Source organism: Paenibacillus sp. S29 (assembly GCF_049319765.1).
GTDB classification, from domain to species: Bacteria; Bacillota; Bacilli; order Paenibacillales; family Paenibacillaceae; genus Paenibacillus; species Paenibacillus polymyxa_B.
This window is the reverse complement of record NZ_JBMOUI010000012.1, coordinates 1-16445: the sequence shown is the minus strand read 5'-3', so window position 1 is coordinate 16445 and position 16445 is coordinate 1. Positions and strand designations below refer to the sequence as shown.

General features: G+C 44.6%; 16 protein-coding genes and 1 pseudogene. 12 read left to right on the top strand and 5 right to left on the bottom strand.

Annotated elements, in window-relative coordinates:
* Positions 1-67 precede the first annotated feature (67 nt).
* A complete protein-coding gene (locus ACL9RM_RS19100) occupies positions 68-1018 on the bottom strand; it encodes an ABC transporter permease (protein ID WP_250267547.1) in 951 nt (316 codons plus the stop codon).
* A gap of 1 nt (position 1019) precedes the next feature.
* Entirely contained in the window at positions 1020-1946 is a 927-nt protein-coding gene (locus tag ACL9RM_RS19095) for an ABC transporter permease (protein WP_061831744.1), read from the bottom strand.
* A gap of 318 nt (positions 1947-2264) precedes the next feature.
* Between ACL9RM_RS19095 and ACL9RM_RS19090 the strand changes: the two genes are divergently transcribed.
* The 5 genes from ACL9RM_RS19090 to ACL9RM_RS19070 all read left to right on the top strand — a co-directional run bounded on the left by ACL9RM_RS19090 (position 2265) and on the right by ACL9RM_RS19070 (position 5988).
* Positions 2265-3032, top strand: a complete 768-nt coding sequence (locus ACL9RM_RS19090) for an amino acid ABC transporter substrate-binding protein (RefSeq protein ID WP_069291219.1) — start codon at positions 2265-2267, stop codon at positions 3030-3032.
* A gap of 40 nt (positions 3033-3072) precedes the next feature.
* Positions 3073-3732: an amino acid ABC transporter permease gene (locus tag ACL9RM_RS19085; RefSeq protein ID WP_250267548.1), complete on the top strand. Its 660-nt coding sequence runs from the start codon at positions 3073-3075 to the stop codon at positions 3730-3732.
* A gap of 15 nt (positions 3733-3747) precedes the next feature.
* Entirely contained in the window at positions 3748-4500 is a 753-nt protein-coding gene (locus tag ACL9RM_RS19080; RefSeq protein WP_023987213.1) for an amino acid ABC transporter ATP-binding protein, read from the top strand.
* 270 nt (positions 4501-4770) lie between these two features.
* Entirely contained in the window at positions 4771-5376 is a 606-nt protein-coding gene (locus ACL9RM_RS19075; RefSeq protein ID WP_250267549.1) for a VC0807 family protein, read from the top strand.
* A gap of 6 nt (positions 5377-5382) precedes the next feature.
* Positions 5383-5988 carry a TetR/AcrR family transcriptional regulator gene (locus ACL9RM_RS19070; protein ID WP_069291221.1) on the top strand — a complete coding sequence of 202 codons (606 nt, stop codon included), beginning with the start codon at positions 5383-5385 and terminating at the stop codon, positions 5986-5988.
* Positions 5989-6126: 138 nt separating this feature from the next.
* On the opposite strand, the gene ACL9RM_RS19065 is transcribed toward ACL9RM_RS19070, so the two are convergent.
* On the bottom strand, positions 6127-6345 hold the full coding sequence (locus ACL9RM_RS19065) for a DUF6809 family protein (protein WP_069291222.1): 219 nt from the start codon (positions 6343-6345) through the stop codon (positions 6127-6129).
* A 441-nt stretch (positions 6346-6786) separates the two neighbouring features.
* On the opposite strand from ACL9RM_RS19065, the gene ACL9RM_RS19060 reads away from it, so the two are divergent.
* Both ACL9RM_RS19060 and ACL9RM_RS19055 read left to right on the top strand, forming a co-directional pair.
* Complete coding sequence (locus ACL9RM_RS19060) at positions 6787-7425, top strand: glycoside hydrolase family 11 protein (RefSeq protein WP_061831741.1); 639 nt, start codon at positions 6787-6789, stop codon at positions 7423-7425.
* A 319-nt stretch (positions 7426-7744) separates the two neighbouring features.
* A pseudogene (locus tag ACL9RM_RS19055) lies at positions 7745-8143 on the top strand (SUMF1/EgtB/PvdO family nonheme iron enzyme); the annotation flags it as partial.
* A gap of 125 nt (positions 8144-8268) precedes the next feature.
* Here the strand turns inward: ACL9RM_RS19055 and ACL9RM_RS19050 are convergent.
* Positions 8269-9621, bottom strand: a complete 1353-nt coding sequence (locus tag ACL9RM_RS19050) for an MATE family efflux transporter (RefSeq protein WP_250259269.1) — start codon at positions 9619-9621, stop codon at positions 8269-8271.
* A 138-nt stretch (positions 9622-9759) separates the two neighbouring features.
* Here ACL9RM_RS19050 and ACL9RM_RS19045 point away from each other — a divergent pair, with 138 nt between their 5' ends.
* The 3 genes from ACL9RM_RS19045 to ACL9RM_RS19035 all read left to right on the top strand — a co-directional run bounded on the left by ACL9RM_RS19045 (position 9760) and on the right by ACL9RM_RS19035 (position 12200).
* Complete coding sequence (locus tag ACL9RM_RS19045; protein ID WP_061831738.1) at positions 9760-10446, top strand: TetR/AcrR family transcriptional regulator; 687 nt, start codon at positions 9760-9762, stop codon at positions 10444-10446.
* A gap of 563 nt (positions 10447-11009) precedes the next feature.
* Positions 11010-11771 carry an alpha/beta fold hydrolase gene (locus ACL9RM_RS19040; RefSeq protein ID WP_250267550.1) on the top strand — a complete coding sequence of 254 codons (762 nt, stop codon included), beginning with the start codon at positions 11010-11012 and terminating at the stop codon, positions 11769-11771.
* Between the two features lie 117 nt (positions 11772-11888).
* Entirely contained in the window at positions 11889-12200 is a 312-nt protein-coding gene (locus ACL9RM_RS19035; protein ID WP_323873204.1) for a dihydrofolate reductase family protein, read from the top strand.
* 122 nt (positions 12201-12322) lie between these two features.
* Here ACL9RM_RS19035 and ACL9RM_RS19030 read toward each other — a convergent pair whose 3' ends face one another.
* A complete protein-coding gene (locus ACL9RM_RS19030; RefSeq protein WP_250267552.1) occupies positions 12323-13639 on the bottom strand; it encodes an erythromycin esterase family protein in 1317 nt (438 codons plus the stop codon).
* Between the two features lie 605 nt (positions 13640-14244).
* Between ACL9RM_RS19030 and ACL9RM_RS19025 the strand changes: the two genes are divergently transcribed.
* Both ACL9RM_RS19025 and ACL9RM_RS19020 read left to right on the top strand, forming a co-directional pair.
* Positions 14245-15396: an epoxide hydrolase family protein gene (locus ACL9RM_RS19025; RefSeq protein ID WP_069291225.1), complete on the top strand. Its 1152-nt coding sequence runs from the start codon at positions 14245-14247 to the stop codon at positions 15394-15396.
* Positions 15397-15945: 549 nt separating this feature from the next.
* Positions 15946-16104 (top strand): hypothetical protein, encoded by a 159-nt coding sequence (locus tag ACL9RM_RS19020; protein WP_250267553.1) that lies wholly within the window; start codon positions 15946-15948, stop codon positions 16102-16104.
* The last annotated feature ends 341 nt before the right edge of the window (positions 16105-16445 follow it).

Genomic DNA, 16445 nt, shown 5'->3' with positions numbered 1-16445 from the left:
TGCGGTTAGGCAAGAAGCTGCGGATCATGGTGACACCCCTCCTTGTCCAATTTCGATCTCTACATTGTTAATGTTGTGAGCGCGGGTCAAGTGCATCCTGAAGCCCGTCTCCAAGTGTATTGAACGCCAGCATGGTGAGCGATATCATCAGCCCGGGGAAAAATAGGCGCCACCATTGACCGCTTAAAATAACGCCAAGTGAATCGTTAGCCATCGTCCCCCAGCTGGCCGAAGGAGACTGAATCCCCAGACCGAGAAAGCTCAGGAATGATTCGGCAAAAATAGCCGACGGAATAGTAAACGTCAAATTTACGATAATGATTGCCGCTGCGTTTGGTAGCAAATGCCTGAAGATAATACGTGAATGAGATGTCCCCAAGCTACGGGCTGCTAACACATATTCTTGCTGCTTCAGCTGTAAGATTTGCCCACGCACTACACGGGCCATACCGACCCAGCCAGTAATGGATAATGCAATAATCATCGTTAGCAGTCCCGGCTTCATAATGACGAGCAGCAGAATGATGACCAGCAGATAAGGAATGCTATACAAAATTTCAATAATACGCATGAGAATGCTGTCGATCCTGTCGCCTGTTTTGCCGTGCCCAGCACAATAGCCAGCAATGCAGCCGACGAGAATACCAAGTACCAAATCAATGGCGGCAGCGGCAAAGCCGATCATGAGTGAAATTCTAGCTCCGGCCCATGTCCGTGCCCATACGTCCCTCCCCAGATCATCCGTGCCAAACCAATGCTCTTTCGAAGGAGAGAGATTCGTTTTCAAAAGGGATTGATCACTGGGTGCATAGGGAACCATGGAAGGTCCCACAATCGCCAGCACAATAATCATGATTAGTAGGGAAAGCCCCAACAGAGCAAGCTTGTTGTTAAAAAGTCTGCGTAGCCGATCTCGCCAGGGTGATTCTTTGGGTCTGGTCAACGTGGGGGTGGGGATCTGGCTACGATCTACAAGACTGAACAGGCTGTCCTTTTCGACAGTAGATGCTGCTTTCATGTTAATCTCCTTTGCTGACTAATTTGATTCGTGGATCGACAAGGCGATAGGATATATCAATTAAAAATAAAGTGACGACTAGAATGGCACTGTAGAAAATGGTCGTCCCCATAATCACAGGATAATCCCGGTTAAAGATACTATCTACGAAGTATTTACCGATGCCGGGAATGGCGAATATTTTTTCAACGACAAAGGTACCTGTAATGACGGAAGCGAATAGCGGTCCGATAAAGGAAAGCACCGGAATCAACGCATTACGTAATCCGTGACGAAGGACTACTGCCCAAGAGGACAACCCTTTCGCTTTGGCAGTGCGTATGTACTCCTCATGCATGACCTCCAGCATACTCGTTCGCATAAAGCGGGCGATAACAGCAAGCGGTGAAACAGCGAGAGCCAGCGACGGGAGCACCGTATGCTGCCAGGTTCCCCATGAGGCGACCGGAAGCAGATGCCATTGGACGGCAACATACTTGATTAACAGCGGTGCCAATATGAAGCTGGGTACGGAAATACCAACAATCGCGATAAACATCGAGATATAATCCAGTGGTCGATTATGGTGTAGAGCAGCCAGCGTTCCGAGCGAAATACCGGCAATAATTGCGACCACGATGGATTGAATACCCAGCAATGCAGAAGGTGGAAAACCTCGGGCAATGAGCATATTGACGTCCGTCGTTTTCGATTGAATAGACGGGCCCATGTCCAGCACTAGCAGATTTTTGAGATACAACACATACTGCACAGCGAGCGGCTTGTCCAGATTGTATCTGGCACGCATGTTTTGCAATACCGCTTCCGGAATGGTTTTGGAATCGTTCGAGAACGGATCACCCGGAATGATATGCATGATGATAAACGTTAAAGTGACGATAATCCACAACGTAATGAACATCGTAAAGAGACGTTTTAAAATGTACATGGGGCTTTATTTCTCCTGTCTGTCGAGCTGATTTACATACTATTGCTGCTGAAAATTTTAAATAAATAAAAGTGTATAAGAATACTAGGAAATGATAAGACGGTTTAGGTGACATGTCAAGGTAAGGTTTTACATTATAGAACACAGGTCAAATTTTCGTCACAGGTTTTCCATTTATATAAGGCTAAGATTCCGCTTATTCCTCTCGACGAGTATCCTGCGGTATGTTATGATGATACTCTGATAACGTGTTAACGAACTAAAGCGTTTGCCACCTGTTCTTGGATACGGGGGTCACCATTGTTGGAGGGGAATAAGATGAGAAAAGCAGCCATGTTTACGATGTTGATTGGATTGATGATGATCGTGTTGGCCGGATGTTCCGGCGGTAAGGATGACAGTAAATTGATTATTGGAATTGATGATAAATTCGCCCCGATGGGCTTTAGAGATGAAAATAACGAGCTGACCGGCTTTGATATTGATTATGCGAAAGCGGCCGGGGAACAAATGGGTAAACAGGTGGAATTTCAGCCGATTGACTGGTCTGCCAAAGAATCCGAGCTGAACAGCGGACGTATTGATCTCATTTGGAATGGATACACCATTACGGATGAGCGTAAGGAAAAAGTGCTGTTCACAAAGCCATATCTGAAAAACAGTCAGGTGATTGTCATTCCGGCTACTTCCAGTCTTTCCAAGCTGGCTGATCTGACGGGCAAAACGGTCGGACTCCAGACGCTGTCTTCAGCAGCCGATGCATTGGATGCGAATCCGATCAAAAGTAAATTGAAGCCTGTGTCCGAGTACCCGGATAATGTTCTGGCTTTGACGGACTTGAAAACCGGACGTCTGGATGCGGTTGTCATTGATGAAGTCGTTGCCAAGTATTATATGTCGAAGGAACAAGGGACGTATAAGCTGCTTGATGAATCATTGGCCCCTGAGGAATACGGCATCGGCGTGAAAAAAGGAAATGAAGAGCTGTTGACGCAGCTGCAATCTGCTTTGGATGAGCTGCACAAGAACGGAAAAGCTGCTGAAATTTCGAAAAAGTGGTTTGGTGAAGATAAAGTATTAAATTAATATGTAGTGTATTGAACTAAGGGTTTAGGAGTCGAAGGTCATGAGTATGGAATATATTTTACGAATTATGAAGCCTATGTTTGAAGGGGCACAGATGACGGTTATTTTATTTTTCATCACGCTCATCTTGTCTATTCCATTGGGTTTTATCGTTACGTTGCTGGCCAAAAGCCGGATTAAGCCAATCGCCTGGCTGATGCATACGTACATTTATGTTATACGTGGTACGCCGCTATTGCTGCAATTATTGTTCTTTTGTTTTGGTCTGCCGATGTTGCCTGTCATTGGGGAGTATCTGGTCTTGGACCGGACAACGGCTGCGGTACTGGCATTTGTACTGAATTATGCGGCTTATTTTGCAGAAATTTTTAGAGGCGGAATGTTGTCGATTGATAAAGGGCAATACGAGGCTTCGCAAGTGCTGGGCTTGAGCAAGTCGCAGACGCTGATTAGAGTCATTGTGCCGCAAATGGTACGGATTGCTTTGCCTGCGGTGACCAATGAAGCGACAACACTGGTAAAAGATACGGCACTACTGTATGCAGTAGCGGTACCGGAACTGCTGCATTTTGCCAATACGGCTGTAAACCGTGATTTCTCGATTGTACCTTACGTTGTAGCGGCGGTTATTTATTTGTTGTTAGCTTTGGTGCTGACGCTATTCTTCAGGGCGCTGGAAAAACGTTTTAAATTCGAGTAAAAGGAATGTCGGGATATGAATACTAATGCAATAGAAGTAACCGATTTGAAAAAATCGTTCGGCAAGCTCGACGTTCTGAAAAGAGTGAGCTTTAACGTTAAAGCGGGCGAGGTTGTAGCCGTCATCGGTCCTTCAGGTTCAGGAAAAAGTACCATGCTCCGTAGTTTGGTACACTTGGAAGATGTGACGGGCGGGACGATCCGCATTCATGATAAAGCACTGGTGGAAAACGGTCAGTACGCTCCGGCAGGTGACATTAAGGGCATTACCACCGGTATGGGCATGGTGTTCCAGCATTTTAATCTGTTCCCTCACTTGACGGTGCAGGATAATCTGGAGCTGGCTCCGAAGCTGGTGAAGAAGGTGAGCAAGGCTGAGCTACGTCGCCAAAGCGCTGAGTTGCTGGCTAAAGTCGGTTTGGCAGATAAAGCAGATGCGTATCCATCCCGACTGTCGGGAGGGCAGAAGCAGCGCGTGGCGATTGCCCGGGCAATGATGATGAACCCTGATATTTTACTGTTTGATGAGCCGACCTCGGCCCTTGATCCCGAGCTGACGGGTGAGGTGCTGCGAGTTATCAAAAAGCTGGCTGAGGAACATATGACGATGGTCATCGTGACCCACGAGATGAACTTTGCGAGAGATGTGGCGGATCGTGTCATTTTTATGGATAATGGCGAAATTGCAGAATCCGGTACACCAGAGCAGATTTTTGGCAATCCTCAGCTGGAGCGGACGAAGGTGTTTTTGAATCGGGTGGGGGATTAAAAATATAGTTGCTTGTTAGAGTGTGTGTCCGTGAGCAATATGTTTTTAAGCAGGAAGTATGAGGGAAGAATAAAAGCAAGGGAGATGGCAAACGCCATCTCCTTTTTGTAGTTATAGAGTATGCGAACTGTGTAGCCACATTTGGGCAATATGTAGATTGAGGTTCGTATACAGATTATTATTTTTAATCTTTACATACCTACCGAAGGTATGTAGAATGAAAGATACCTACCGAAGGTAGGTTTTGAATGATGAGAGGAAGAGTCGATCATGAATAAATCTCGCAACGAAATCATCTTTACGCTAATCATTAATATCGTATTGCCTTATTTGGCTTATCGCCTGCTAATTCCGCATACGAGCAGTGTGGTGGCTCTGTCTATCGCTGCTCTTGTACCACTATGCGACTCGCTCTACAATCTTATAAGGACGCGCAAAGCAGATGTGTTCTCTGGCTTTATCTTTCTTGGTCTGATTCTTGGCGTCGTGGCCGTTCTCTTGGGCGGTGACGAACGCTTCATTCTGCTACGGGAGTCTTATGTGACCGGTATTATGGGGTTGGTGTTTCTAGGTTCGCTGCTCTTTGGTCGACCATTAATTTATTATTTTGCCGAAAGATTCACAGGCCATAATCCTCAGATGAACGATAAATGGGAGAAACTTCCGCGCTATCGCTTTAACTTCCGCCTAATAACGGCGGTGTGGGGACTCAGCCTGCTGCTGGAAGCCTTCATCAAAGTAGTGCTGGTATATTCGCTGTCCATACCGACCTTTCTGGTCGTATCGCCGTTCTTCACCTACGGGCTTATTGGTTTGACGATCTGGTGGAATATAGGTTTCATTAAACGAATAAAAAGACAGACAAACGGGAGGTAAGAGATTATGCAAGACAAAGCGATGAATGACAGTCTAAAAAAGCTGCTTGAGATTGCCGAAAAGATGATTATGGAGAAAGGCTGTCGGGCGACGACACTACAGGATATTGCGGATCGCAGCGGACTGACTAAAGGAGCCATTTACCATTATGTCAAAAGCAAAGATGAATTGTTCGGTATGATTCTGGAGGCGGGAATGGAAAAAACCAATCAGCGCTTTTTTGAATCTGTCGCCCGGACTCCCGCAGGACCAGAAGGAATCAAATCCCCGCTTAACACCTTAACCGAACGGCTTCGTAACATCGGTAGTGGGGACAGCGCTGCTAGCCTGATTTTTATTTATCTACTCAGCCAACAGGATAAGCCCGCCGTGGCTGGCATTCTGAAACGTTATCACGAAGCATCTATCCTCACTGCCAAAACGTGGATCGAAGTCGGACAGCAGAATGGAGCTATCCCTGTTTCAATCGATGCGGACAGGACAGCTCGGATGTTCACCGTGTTCAAGAACGGACTGCAAGTTCAGCATAACATAGTGACAGATGGCGATAAAATCAACGAACTGGAAATTTATGAGTTCTTGATGAATGCGCTGGGCGCAGGAAGAGGCTAGGCAGCCCCTCCATTCGTTCAGCTATCCCTGGATTTTACCTTTAAGTTTATATTCTACTGAGGAGAAATCTAGGGATAACAGCGATCGGAAGAACAATCTGCATGCGTAGCGGGCTCACCACCATAACTCCTCCATTATCTATCTATTACGATCAACAATTTCTTTGTCCTCGCTAAATACTTCAATCATCGTTAATGCCCCCGCCCGATACCCGTGAATGAATGCTGCTGGTAATTTGCTTTTCAACATCTCCATGAGATCACTAATTTTTTGATTCACTTTTTGAGATTCAGGGTCGGTTGAATTTATCTGTTCACTAGGACGCCAATTCCCATAATACATATCCTCCAAAATCATTTTTTATCATACCTCCTATGAAAAGTTAAGTGTTTGTCCTCACGTGAATCGAGAATTCCCATTATGCACTGCTAATCACCCAAGCACATTTTACAGCATGTGATGGATGCATATTGATATTTATGCGTTATTTGCATAAAGTTTTTTTAGTATATAAGCTGAGTTGAAAATGTACATGAGGCGCCACTACGCTGCCGGGTGTTGCTTCACATCGCTGTAATACTGGAATTATTCTATAAAATTCAAAGAAAGCTAAACATAATAGAGTTAAAGCTTTAATTTGCTAGGTTTATATGCAAACGCTATTATTTTATAATCTCACTCAGAAAGGAGGTTAAAGTAAAAAAATACGGAATATGGAACGCATAGGTGATATACTGCAAAGAGAATCAACCAACAAGCAAGTGTATGGGACAAACACAAAATTTTAGGAGGTAGAGTATGTTTAATTTTAGTAAGAAAATGATGACGGTAGTTCTTGCAGCTTCCATGAGTTTTGGGTTGTTTGCAACAACCTCAAGTGCAGCGACAGACTATTGGCAAAATTGGACCGATGGCGGTGGGACGGTCAATGCTGTTAATGGATCGGGCGGTAATTACAGCGTAACATGGAAGGATACCGGGAATTTTGTTGTCGGCAAAGGCTGGACTACTGGATCGCCAAACAGAACGATCAACTACAATGCCGGTGTCTGGGCGCCGTCCGGTAATGGATATTTGGCTCTCTACGGGTGGACGAGAAACTCACTCATCGAATATTACGTCGTTGATAGCTGGGGTACTTATCGACCTACCGGAACGTATAAAGGTACGGTGACCAGTGATGGGGGCACATATGATATCTACACAACAATGCGATACGACGCACCTTCCATTGAAGGCGAAAAAACGACGTTTATTCAGTACTGGAGTGTTCGACAGTCGAAGAGACCGACCGGGGGCAACTCCACAATCACTTTCAGCAACCACGTGAAAGCATGGGCGAGCAAAGGAATGAATCTGGGAAGTAACTGGTCTTACCAGGTGTTGGCGACAGAGGGGTATCAGAGTAGCGGGAGCTCTAACGTAACGGTGTGGTAACCACTCAACTGCAAGCTGTTCAACGAACAGGCGCGGTTGGGACTGTCTCACGGGATAAGCGGGTTTTGAGAGCTGTCTGATAGATAGGGTTTAAATGAATCGATTATAGAGGAAACATTGGTCCCTAAACACTGGAGGCAAACGGAAGGACGTTCCCCTTCAGTTCTATCGTTAATCCGGATACGTCAAAGGTCGTTTCCCATCAGACAAAACGACCTTTGACATTGCCCGGAAGCGAGTTGCAGGCCATCACGGCCTACTATTTTTCCTATCAGCTTAAAGGATATCTATCCATGAGAAAGCTATTAATGTTTATTTTAATAGCGACAATAAGAATGATAACGATAATATAAAATGGACAGTAACGATCAACGAGGGGGCTGATAGTTACGGATTGCCTACAGAAGTAAAGTGGGAATATGCAGCAGGCAGAGGTCAGGCGAGCAAGGGCTACACATACAGCGGAAGCAATAATGCCGACGAGGTCGCATGGTATTGGAAAAACGTCGGAGACAAATACTTATCTGGAGACTGGAACTGGCCTATCATAGAGAGCAACAATAATAATACAAAATCGATCGGTACCCGGAAACCCAACGAGTTAGGAATTTACGATATGTCCGGCAACGTCAGCAACAACGAGATATCTTTCCGAGGTAAGTTCGATGCGAATGGCTTTGGTCCCGATCAAGGGTTTCGTATAGCTCGTAGAGAATAGTCGGAATAAGGCACTACAAATGAAGGTTAAACTAACGGGCAGTTTAGGTTAATACAGTTCTACCCCACCGAGAAGACAAGGTCGGGGAGTGTCCTTATCCTGCCTTCTTGCATGTTATATGTTTTCTACTGTACTAAATTATCCAAATCCGGCTGCAATTTGGTCCGCAGAACATACAGCATGATGGCACCAACAAGGAACGCAACGGCATCCGAAATGACAAGCGACCAGACCACCCCGTGGAATCCGTTCATTCGATTAGCAATATACAACACAGGAATCAGAGTAACTCCTTGAATAACTGACATAATAAACGCGGCGGTTCCTTGCGCTGTTGCTTGAAAGATACCGGTAAACAGCGAGGTCATTCCTGTAATGAATAAGGATAAGAACGTCACATGTAGAATGTAGCTACCCATTTCAATTAATTGTGGGTCACTCGTAAATAAACCAATTAAGTGGTCGGAAATCAGATAGACGATAACACCGAACACGATTGCTAACGTCACAATAGCTTTGATTGTAAATCCAATGGTATGTTTCATGCGTAATTTATTTGCTGTAAAAGAGAAGGCAATCAATGGCACAACTCCCTCGCATAAGCCCATCAGAATAAACTCAGGAAATTGCAATAGGCGTGATGAAATTCCGTAAGCCGCTACGGCCTGATCCCCATAATCGACAAGAAAATGGTTAAAGATGAGCGACATTGCACCCAAGAAGATACTCATAACAAAGACGGGAACTCCGATTTTGAATACATTGCTCAGAATATCCGCGGTAGCTTTAAACCATTTTACGGAGACAGTTAAGAATTGGCTCTTATATCCCATATAGAAGGCGTAGAATGCACTCGCAACCAAGTTAGAGATGACCGTAGCAGACGCAACGCCGATCACGCCCCAATGGAAGACGAAGATGACTAGCGCGTCGAGAATAATATTCACGACAACACTGAGAATCATACCGATCATCGACGTGATTGCTGCACCCTCGGAGCGCACAATATTCTCCAGCGTGAAGAATAATACGACGAATGGTGAACCAATAAGCATAATCGTGACATAGTCCTTCGTGAATCCGAAGGAGCTAGTTGTTGCCCCGAGGCCATGAACGATTGGATCGATCAACGGGAGACCGACCGCCATCACGATAAGACCGAGAACTAAACTGCTGTAAAAGGCGAATGAAGACACATGCTTCACATCGTCATATTTTTTTTCTCCCAGCAAACGGGAGATGAATGTGCCACTACCCATGCCTATCAAGTTGCCTAGTGCCATAATGATCGCGAATAACGGCAAGGTTAGTGCGAGTGCGGTTAACATGGCAGTATTGCCCAGTGTACCAAGGAAATAGGCATTTAAGATGGAATAGATGACATTCATTGACGTACCTAGCATCATCGGTACAGCGAAGTGAGCTACGGCTTTTGCGACCGGTGCTTTTTCAAAGTAATGGAGGTTTTCTGCATCCATGCGAGTCACTACTTTCTTTATTTATTTTGTCCTTCAGTCTAACAGTGTTAGGTTGTGCCTTACAGTGTTAGATGATATCATGAACCTATGAACCTGTAAAGCATAAACTTACACTGTTAGATAAAAGGGCGGATACCGATGAAAAAAAAGCAGCCTCAAATTTCGGAGGATAAGATTTTGGAAGCCTCGTGGGAGCTTCTTGGAGAGGAGGGTATCGAGAAATTCAGTATGAGACGATTGGCCGACCGGCTAGGGATTCAGGCTCCCTCTTTGTACTGGTACTTCAAGAGCAAGCAGAATCTCTATCAGCGCTTGGCCAACCAGGTATCGAAAATTATTCTGGAGGAGTTTCATTCCGAGGGGGACTGGAAGGAGCAGCTGACGGGGCTTGCGGTAACGATGCGGAGTGTGCTCTACCGGTACCCCTGCTCCACGCAGCTCATGATGATGACGCTGCCCCACGAACCGGACATCATCCGGTTCACCAACCGTATGCTGCTCTGCGTGGAGTCGACGCCGCTTGAGCAAGAGCAGAAAATACAAGTGGTTACTACACTTGTGAACTATGTCTCCTACTTCGTCCTAGACGATTATCAGCATGAGCGTAATGTCTCCGCTATCCTCAAGGACCAGGGAGCGCTTCCGGGTGAGGAGATGATTCACCTTCTGAATTCCATGAGCGAGACAGAAGTGGGACTATTCCGGAGGATGTTCACGAACGGGCTGTTCGAGCTGATGGGGACCGACGGAGCGTTTGAGTTCGGATTGAAGCTGATTCTGTTGGGGGTTGAGCAGGTGATAAAGGAGCAGGAAAGTAGTATGTAAAAACCGCCCATCCGGTTATTGGATGGGCGGTTTCAATTAGGTTACGTTTACCCTAAATTGTTAGTGAATTTATAATCTTCTGTCTGTCTTTTGTCCTTTGTAAATGTGATGTACTTGTATTAATCATCAAGACAGGAAATATGTATCTTCAACTCAATTACTAAGCATAAAAATCAAAAGAAGCATTTATAAAGTTGATGTTATTGTCATATAAAATAATGATAGATTAACTAGTACTGGAGTACATTACAGAAAAGAGAACTTTATCACCGATTTTTTTAGCACGTAATAGCGAAGAATTCGCTTTTGATATCCGCCGCTATTCAACTAAAAGGCAGTTATTCAAAGTGACTTCATATCAATGTAAGTTTTACCCGCTCAAGGATTTTGGTGTTTAAGAACTTTTGATTTACGCAAAGTAGCTCTCCAAGCCGCAAATCACGCGGCATTCAATGAGATATTATTTTTTTCGATGTGGATATCTTTTTTAATATAGACTGTATGTTCAGTCATGATTAAAATGCTAATCAAGAAAATATTACCTCACTGGGGAGGGGAACAAGGTGGAACTTTTTTACGAAATCGAAGGGAATGGAGTCCCTATAGTCATGATTCACTCGGGAGGTGTCGACTCAAGGGTATGGAGATATATGGTGCCTGAATTGGCAAAATCATTCAAGGTCATTACCTTCGATGGTCGAGGAACCGGCCGCTCGCCTGCTATGCAAGAGCCGACTTCACTTGTGGAGGATTTGCGCAAACTTCTCGAATATCTCGGACTGGATCTTGTCACACTTGTTGGTCATTCCATCGGTGGGCAAGTCGCGACTGATTTTGCGTTATCATATCCTTCTATGCTTGAGCGGCTAGTGGTGATTGCCCCTTCATTAACGGGATTTGCATATTCGCAAGAATTTACCAATTATATAGCATCGGTGAATGCGGCCGCTCCCGATATTTCAAAACTTGTAGAGTTGTCTTTAGCCGGACCGATCTATCGGGCTACGATGGCTAGCCCCCACCGGAGATTTCTGAGTGAAATGCATACTCACTACATGACAAGGGTATTTACCGAGTGGAGGAGCTTTGATGTCCTTTGGCCAGAGCCGCCTTTGATTGAACGTTTAGAGAACATTGCAGCGAGTACGTTATTTATACAAGGAACCATAGAATGGCCGGATATGTATAATATCGCCGAGCACTTCAAGCGTGTACCTGAGATTAGGTTTGCCGAAATCAAAGGAGCTGATCATATGCTTGTCCTTACTCATGCGGAAGAACTAGCAACTAGTATCCGACAGTTTTGTCACAGGAACCATACGTGAATAAATTGGGTATCTCTTGAATCAAAGTATTATAATGGGGTGATAAGAAGTTTTCACTTCTGAAACTGGATTCTTTGCTCGAATCATTTTAAAGAAGGAAAACGCAACACCAGATGAATTGGAACACAACCCTCGTCTCAAGGGGATCTCAAGGAAGAAGTTTTGAACCTCAAAGAGCAACCCGGAAGTAACATCTTGGTGCTTGGAAGCGGCGAGTTAGTTAGGAAGCTGATGAAGCATGATCTCGTCGACGAGATTCGGATCATGATCTTTCCGTTTATATGGGTGAGTGGAAAGCGTTTGTTTACAGATAACATCAACACGATGTCCCTTAAGCACGTCTATACCAAGACCTTACATTCGGGAGCAGTTGAATTGACGTACCGTCCATCAAAAGAAGATAACGTTTTTCACCAAGGCTCAGACTGATAAAAACAAAGTCCGAGCCTGCCGCTGTTTTATATTGGAGCCAGTTTTATAATTATAATCCGGAGCCTGACGGTAAACTATACCCAGCTACCCTGCCTCCCACAGACGGTTCTTGCGAGCTGTTATTCTGAAAATAAAGCATCCGTTGCAACCGGCTGAAGGATAGGCAGTGGCTGAAGGGAGATGGTCCGGTCGAGATGAACAAACGCATCATAACGATCCGCCATGCTGGAAGGCACGTAATTGCCGAATCGCTCATGAGCAGGCTCATATACAACACCGATGGCACGGTGGCCAATGACCGTATGCAGCATGGAAGATGCATCGGAGAGCATTACCACGCCATTCCGGCCGCCTCCCGCCCGGTGCATGCAATACTCCCAGCTTCCTGGCTGTCCGGGCGGCACGGTCATTTTCTCAACCGGAGCTCCCCAAGCTCTTCCGGCCAGTACCTCGCCCTGATAGGTCCCGAAGCCAACGGCAAACACACGATGTTCTGGATCCTCCCGCAGCAGCTGACCCACATTGACCATGCCATCAGCCATCATATCCGTTGCCCGCGCATCACCGATATGCGTATTATGCTCCCAGACAATGGCCTTTGCCGAGGCGCCGTAATAGGACATGATTCGCTTCAGTGATTCAACCATATGCCTGTCCCGTATATTCCAGGACTGCGGGCCTCCCTGGACCATCGTACGATAATAGGCCTCCGAACTGGAAGTGACGAGCATGTTCACCTCCGCATTCAGCTCTTCCTCACTTCCCGGATACGCCATGCGCCGGCTCTGAATCTGCTTCAGTAGCTCAACCACTTCTTTCTCACAGCTCTCCGAGAGCAATCCTGCCGCAATGCCATAGGTTTGATGGTCCCTGCTATATGGATCAAAACAGGCATATGTCCTGCGGGCCTGTTCCAGCTGGGGAGACTTGGTCTCCTCCAAATAACCGATGATTGCCTCCATCGATTCCCATAACGAGTACATATCGATGCCATAAAATCCAACCTTGGGACAGCCACTGCCGCCCCCTTGATTCACCTCATTGTAATCCTTCAGCCACTCAGCGAAATCACGAATATCCGTATTCGCCCACATCCAGGTCGGCCAGCGAGTAAAATCACCCAGTGCATCGGTTGCCGAAGAATCGGCCCCCTTCATTCCTTTAACATACCGGTTCAATCGATAAGCAGAGGGCCAGTCTCCTTCCACGCCGATAATGTTAAATCCCTTGCTTGCAATTAGCTTCTTCGAAAGCTCGGCCCGAACTCGGTAAAAATCAGACGTCCCATGGCTCGCCTCGCCAAGCAGCACAATATCTGCATCTCCGATGGCCTTAACTATGCGGTCTAGATTCTCCATTCCGTCCAATGGGATAAATAAGGCATTCAGCTCTTTCAAATATGCATTCTGCTCTGATAGATTATCATTAAAATTCATGAATTTGTTCCCTCCTTTAGACGGTATGAGTGAATTATTTCCGATTTGTCCATTCATTAACCCAAAACATGCCTCCCTTAGTGATAAGCCCGGGTAAGTCTGGTCCGGGCAAAATTTGAATTGATCTAACGGGACACGATAGCTTAATAAACAACTAAGACACGGCTACCGGCATGGATCGACCATGTTGTACTAAAGGCAAGATAGCGTGACGAAGTAATCTCGATAAATAAATAGAGGCACAGCTGATTCAGAAAATCGGATGCCATTTGCATTAGTCTAAAAACCATTCAAATAAAATTGGATATGCTTTTTCGGTTACATGGGGAACGCTTAAAAAGAGAGGATCGCGTTGAAACAGCGAAAGACCTGTTTGTATTCTCGGACCAGTTGGAAAATAACCTTGCGCTTCGGAAAGTGATATGGTGTTGAGAAATTGGAAACCATAACAAAAGGATGAAGTAATTAAGATAATTGTAAAACGTTGAGGATAAGGAAGGTTACTAAAGTCCTCCACGGCGAAAAAGATGCCCGATTTTTAGCATAGTACCACAGCAGTTCAAGGGATATCATTAAGATGTGCGCAAAAAAGGAGGAGAAATATAATGTCCGTTGAACGTTTTCATATTCACATTGCAGATGAAGTCCTTGATGATTTGAAAAGAAGATTACACCACATCCGCTGGCCGGATCAATTGGAAAACTCAGGCTGGGATCGAGGTGTTGATTTAACTTATTTAAAATCCCTTGTTTCGTATTGGCGAGAACAGTATGATTGGCGCGAACAAGAATCTCAGTTAAACCGTTTTTCCCAGTTTCGCTGCAACATCAATGGAATTGATGTGCACTTTGTTCATGAGTACGGAAAGGGTCCCAATCCCATGCCCATTATTCTAACCCACGGATGGCCAGATAGTTACCTTAGATATCAGAAGATTATTCCTCTTCTTACAGATCCAGCTAGCTATGGAGGTGATCCTAAGGATTCTTTCGATGTCATTGTCCCTTCATTACCTGGTTTTGCGTTCTCTAGCTCTCCTGACCATCCTGGTGTCAACAATTATCAGGTTTCCGAGATGTGGGCTAAATTAATGACAAAAGAATTAGGATACGATAAGTTTGCTGCAGCAGGTGGGGATATAGGTTCCGGAGTTACGAGATATCTGGCATCGAATCATCCTGAACTTTTATTCGGGATTCACCTAACAGATATTGGTATCATAAGAGATCTACTTACGTCCCATGAGCAGGTAAAACTTTCAGAGGAAGAACTTCAATACAAGAAAAGAGCATTAGAATGGCTTTCTCTAGAGGGAGGGTACATGTCGATACAATCGACACGTCCACAGACTCTTGCGTATGGACTTTCTGATTCACCAGCAGGCTTAGCCGGTTGGATTATTGAAAAATTCCGAGCTTGGAGTGATTGTGGAGGTGACCTCCGTCAAAGATTTAGCGAAGATGAACTCATTACGCATATCATGGTTTATTGGCTTACTAACACAATCGGATCGTCAACGCAGATGTATTACGAAAATTCACATTCTCTGCCGTCATTAGGCTATATAAAAGTACCAACTGGGGTTGCATTATTCCCAGCAGATATAGTATTACCACCAAAAGACTGGGCAGTACGTAATTTAAATATAACTCGCTGGACTACCATGGCTCGTGGTGGACATTTTACGGCCATGGAAGAGCCAGAGCTTTTAGCCCAAGAAATTCGTACCTTCTACAAGCCTTATAGAGTGGAATAGTGAGTGTTTATGATGGAGCAGATATCTTAGAATAATATTCAAGAGCGAAAAGACTTTTTGAGTATGTGCGAACAACCAATTGATTTCAGCGTTTGTTTGATGAAAAAGCTACGGATAAAATCTTTTATTCGAATGCTATTAAAAGGTATTTCAAATAATTTTAAAATGCGCACTGATACGCTAACGGGTACATTAGTTGAAACAAAAAGGTTGCCGTGGCAGCCTTTTTTATTTTATGTTAGGTCTAGTAGGACCAACTTAGCAGCTGAGGCCGATTGGATCAATAAATCTGCCTTAAATGATGTGGGTTAGTATCCATTATTAAAGGCGGATTCACGAAATTCATATAAGGCTCCTTAACGTTGAAAACCGTGTTTGCTGGCGATACCTCAATAATGTAAAAAATTACAATTCATTCTCGTTCCTAAAAGCATGCTTATAGGAACGAGAATGAATTAGTCTATTTCACGTCCCCAAATGTGTATAAATAATTATTGGAACGTTTCAGTATTAATGGAAAGGGGATGCATCATATAGTAGATATGGCTTATGTTTGTGTGTCGGTCGGCCAAATACCAGGCTACTTTCGACGCTACTGTTGATCAAGAGCATGATGCCCAAAAAGTCGTCACAAGATATCTAACTGCTATTCATGAAAAGCATTTATCGGATGCAGTAGATATGGTCAAAGATTCACGGTACCCTTAATGAAGAAAAACAAATTCGAAAGTATAAGCAGTACAGTAATAGAACTGATTTTGATAACTTGGTTATTAATTGGTGTAATTTACCTGTAGTAATCAGCAAATTTAAATGATATATTATGTATCCGGCCGTAAGATAGGCTGTGATGTAATAGTTAGATGGACTTCAAAAATTCAAAGGATTACCTACGAGGTATTATTTACCAGTAGCATGAATCGTCGAAGTATGATATATTATTAATCCGGGCGTTGATATGGCCGGAAATGATTGATCTTTGAAAACTGAACAACGAGTGAGTAAATTGATTTTGTTCGCAAAATCAAACAAGAGATATTTTATCTCGT

What these genes read in the sequence shown, in the direction of transcription:
- ACL9RM_RS19100 (WP_250267547.1), bottom strand. Translation starts at nt 1,018, where the DNA reads ATGAAAGCAGCATCTACTGTCGAAAAGGACAGCCTGTTCAGTCTTGTA.
- ACL9RM_RS19095 (WP_061831744.1), bottom strand. Translation starts at nt 1,946, where the DNA reads ATGTACATTTTAAAACGTCTCTTTACGATGTTCATTACGTTGTGGATT.
- ACL9RM_RS19090 (WP_069291219.1), top strand. Translation starts at nt 2,265, where the DNA reads ATGAGAAAAGCAGCCATGTTTACGATGTTGATTGGATTGATGATGATC.
- ACL9RM_RS19085 (WP_250267548.1), top strand. Translation starts at nt 3,073, where the DNA reads ATGAGTATGGAATATATTTTACGAATTATGAAGCCTATGTTTGAAGGG.
- ACL9RM_RS19080 (WP_023987213.1), top strand. Translation starts at nt 3,748, where the DNA reads ATGAATACTAATGCAATAGAAGTAACCGATTTGAAAAAATCGTTCGGC.
- ACL9RM_RS19075 (WP_250267549.1), top strand. Translation starts at nt 4,771, where the DNA reads ATGAATAAATCTCGCAACGAAATCATCTTTACGCTAATCATTAATATC.
- ACL9RM_RS19070 (WP_069291221.1), top strand. Translation starts at nt 5,383, where the DNA reads ATGCAAGACAAAGCGATGAATGACAGTCTAAAAAAGCTGCTTGAGATT.
- ACL9RM_RS19065 (WP_069291222.1), bottom strand. Translation starts at nt 6,345, where the DNA reads ATGATTTTGGAGGATATGTATTATGGGAATTGGCGTCCTAGTGAACAG.
- ACL9RM_RS19060 (WP_061831741.1), top strand. Translation starts at nt 6,787, where the DNA reads ATGTTTAATTTTAGTAAGAAAATGATGACGGTAGTTCTTGCAGCTTCC.
- ACL9RM_RS19050 (WP_250259269.1), bottom strand. Translation starts at nt 9,621, where the DNA reads ATGGATGCAGAAAACCTCCATTACTTTGAAAAAGCACCGGTCGCAAAA.
- ACL9RM_RS19045 (WP_061831738.1), top strand. Translation starts at nt 9,760, where the DNA reads ATGAAAAAAAAGCAGCCTCAAATTTCGGAGGATAAGATTTTGGAAGCC.
- ACL9RM_RS19030 (WP_250267552.1), bottom strand. Translation starts at nt 13,639, where the DNA reads ATGAATTTTAATGATAATCTATCAGAGCAGAATGCATATTTGAAAGAG.
- ACL9RM_RS19025 (WP_069291225.1), top strand. Translation starts at nt 14,245, where the DNA reads ATGTCCGTTGAACGTTTTCATATTCACATTGCAGATGAAGTCCTTGAT.
- ACL9RM_RS19020 (WP_250267553.1), top strand. Translation starts at nt 15,946, where the DNA reads ATGTTTGTGTGTCGGTCGGCCAAATACCAGGCTACTTTCGACGCTACT.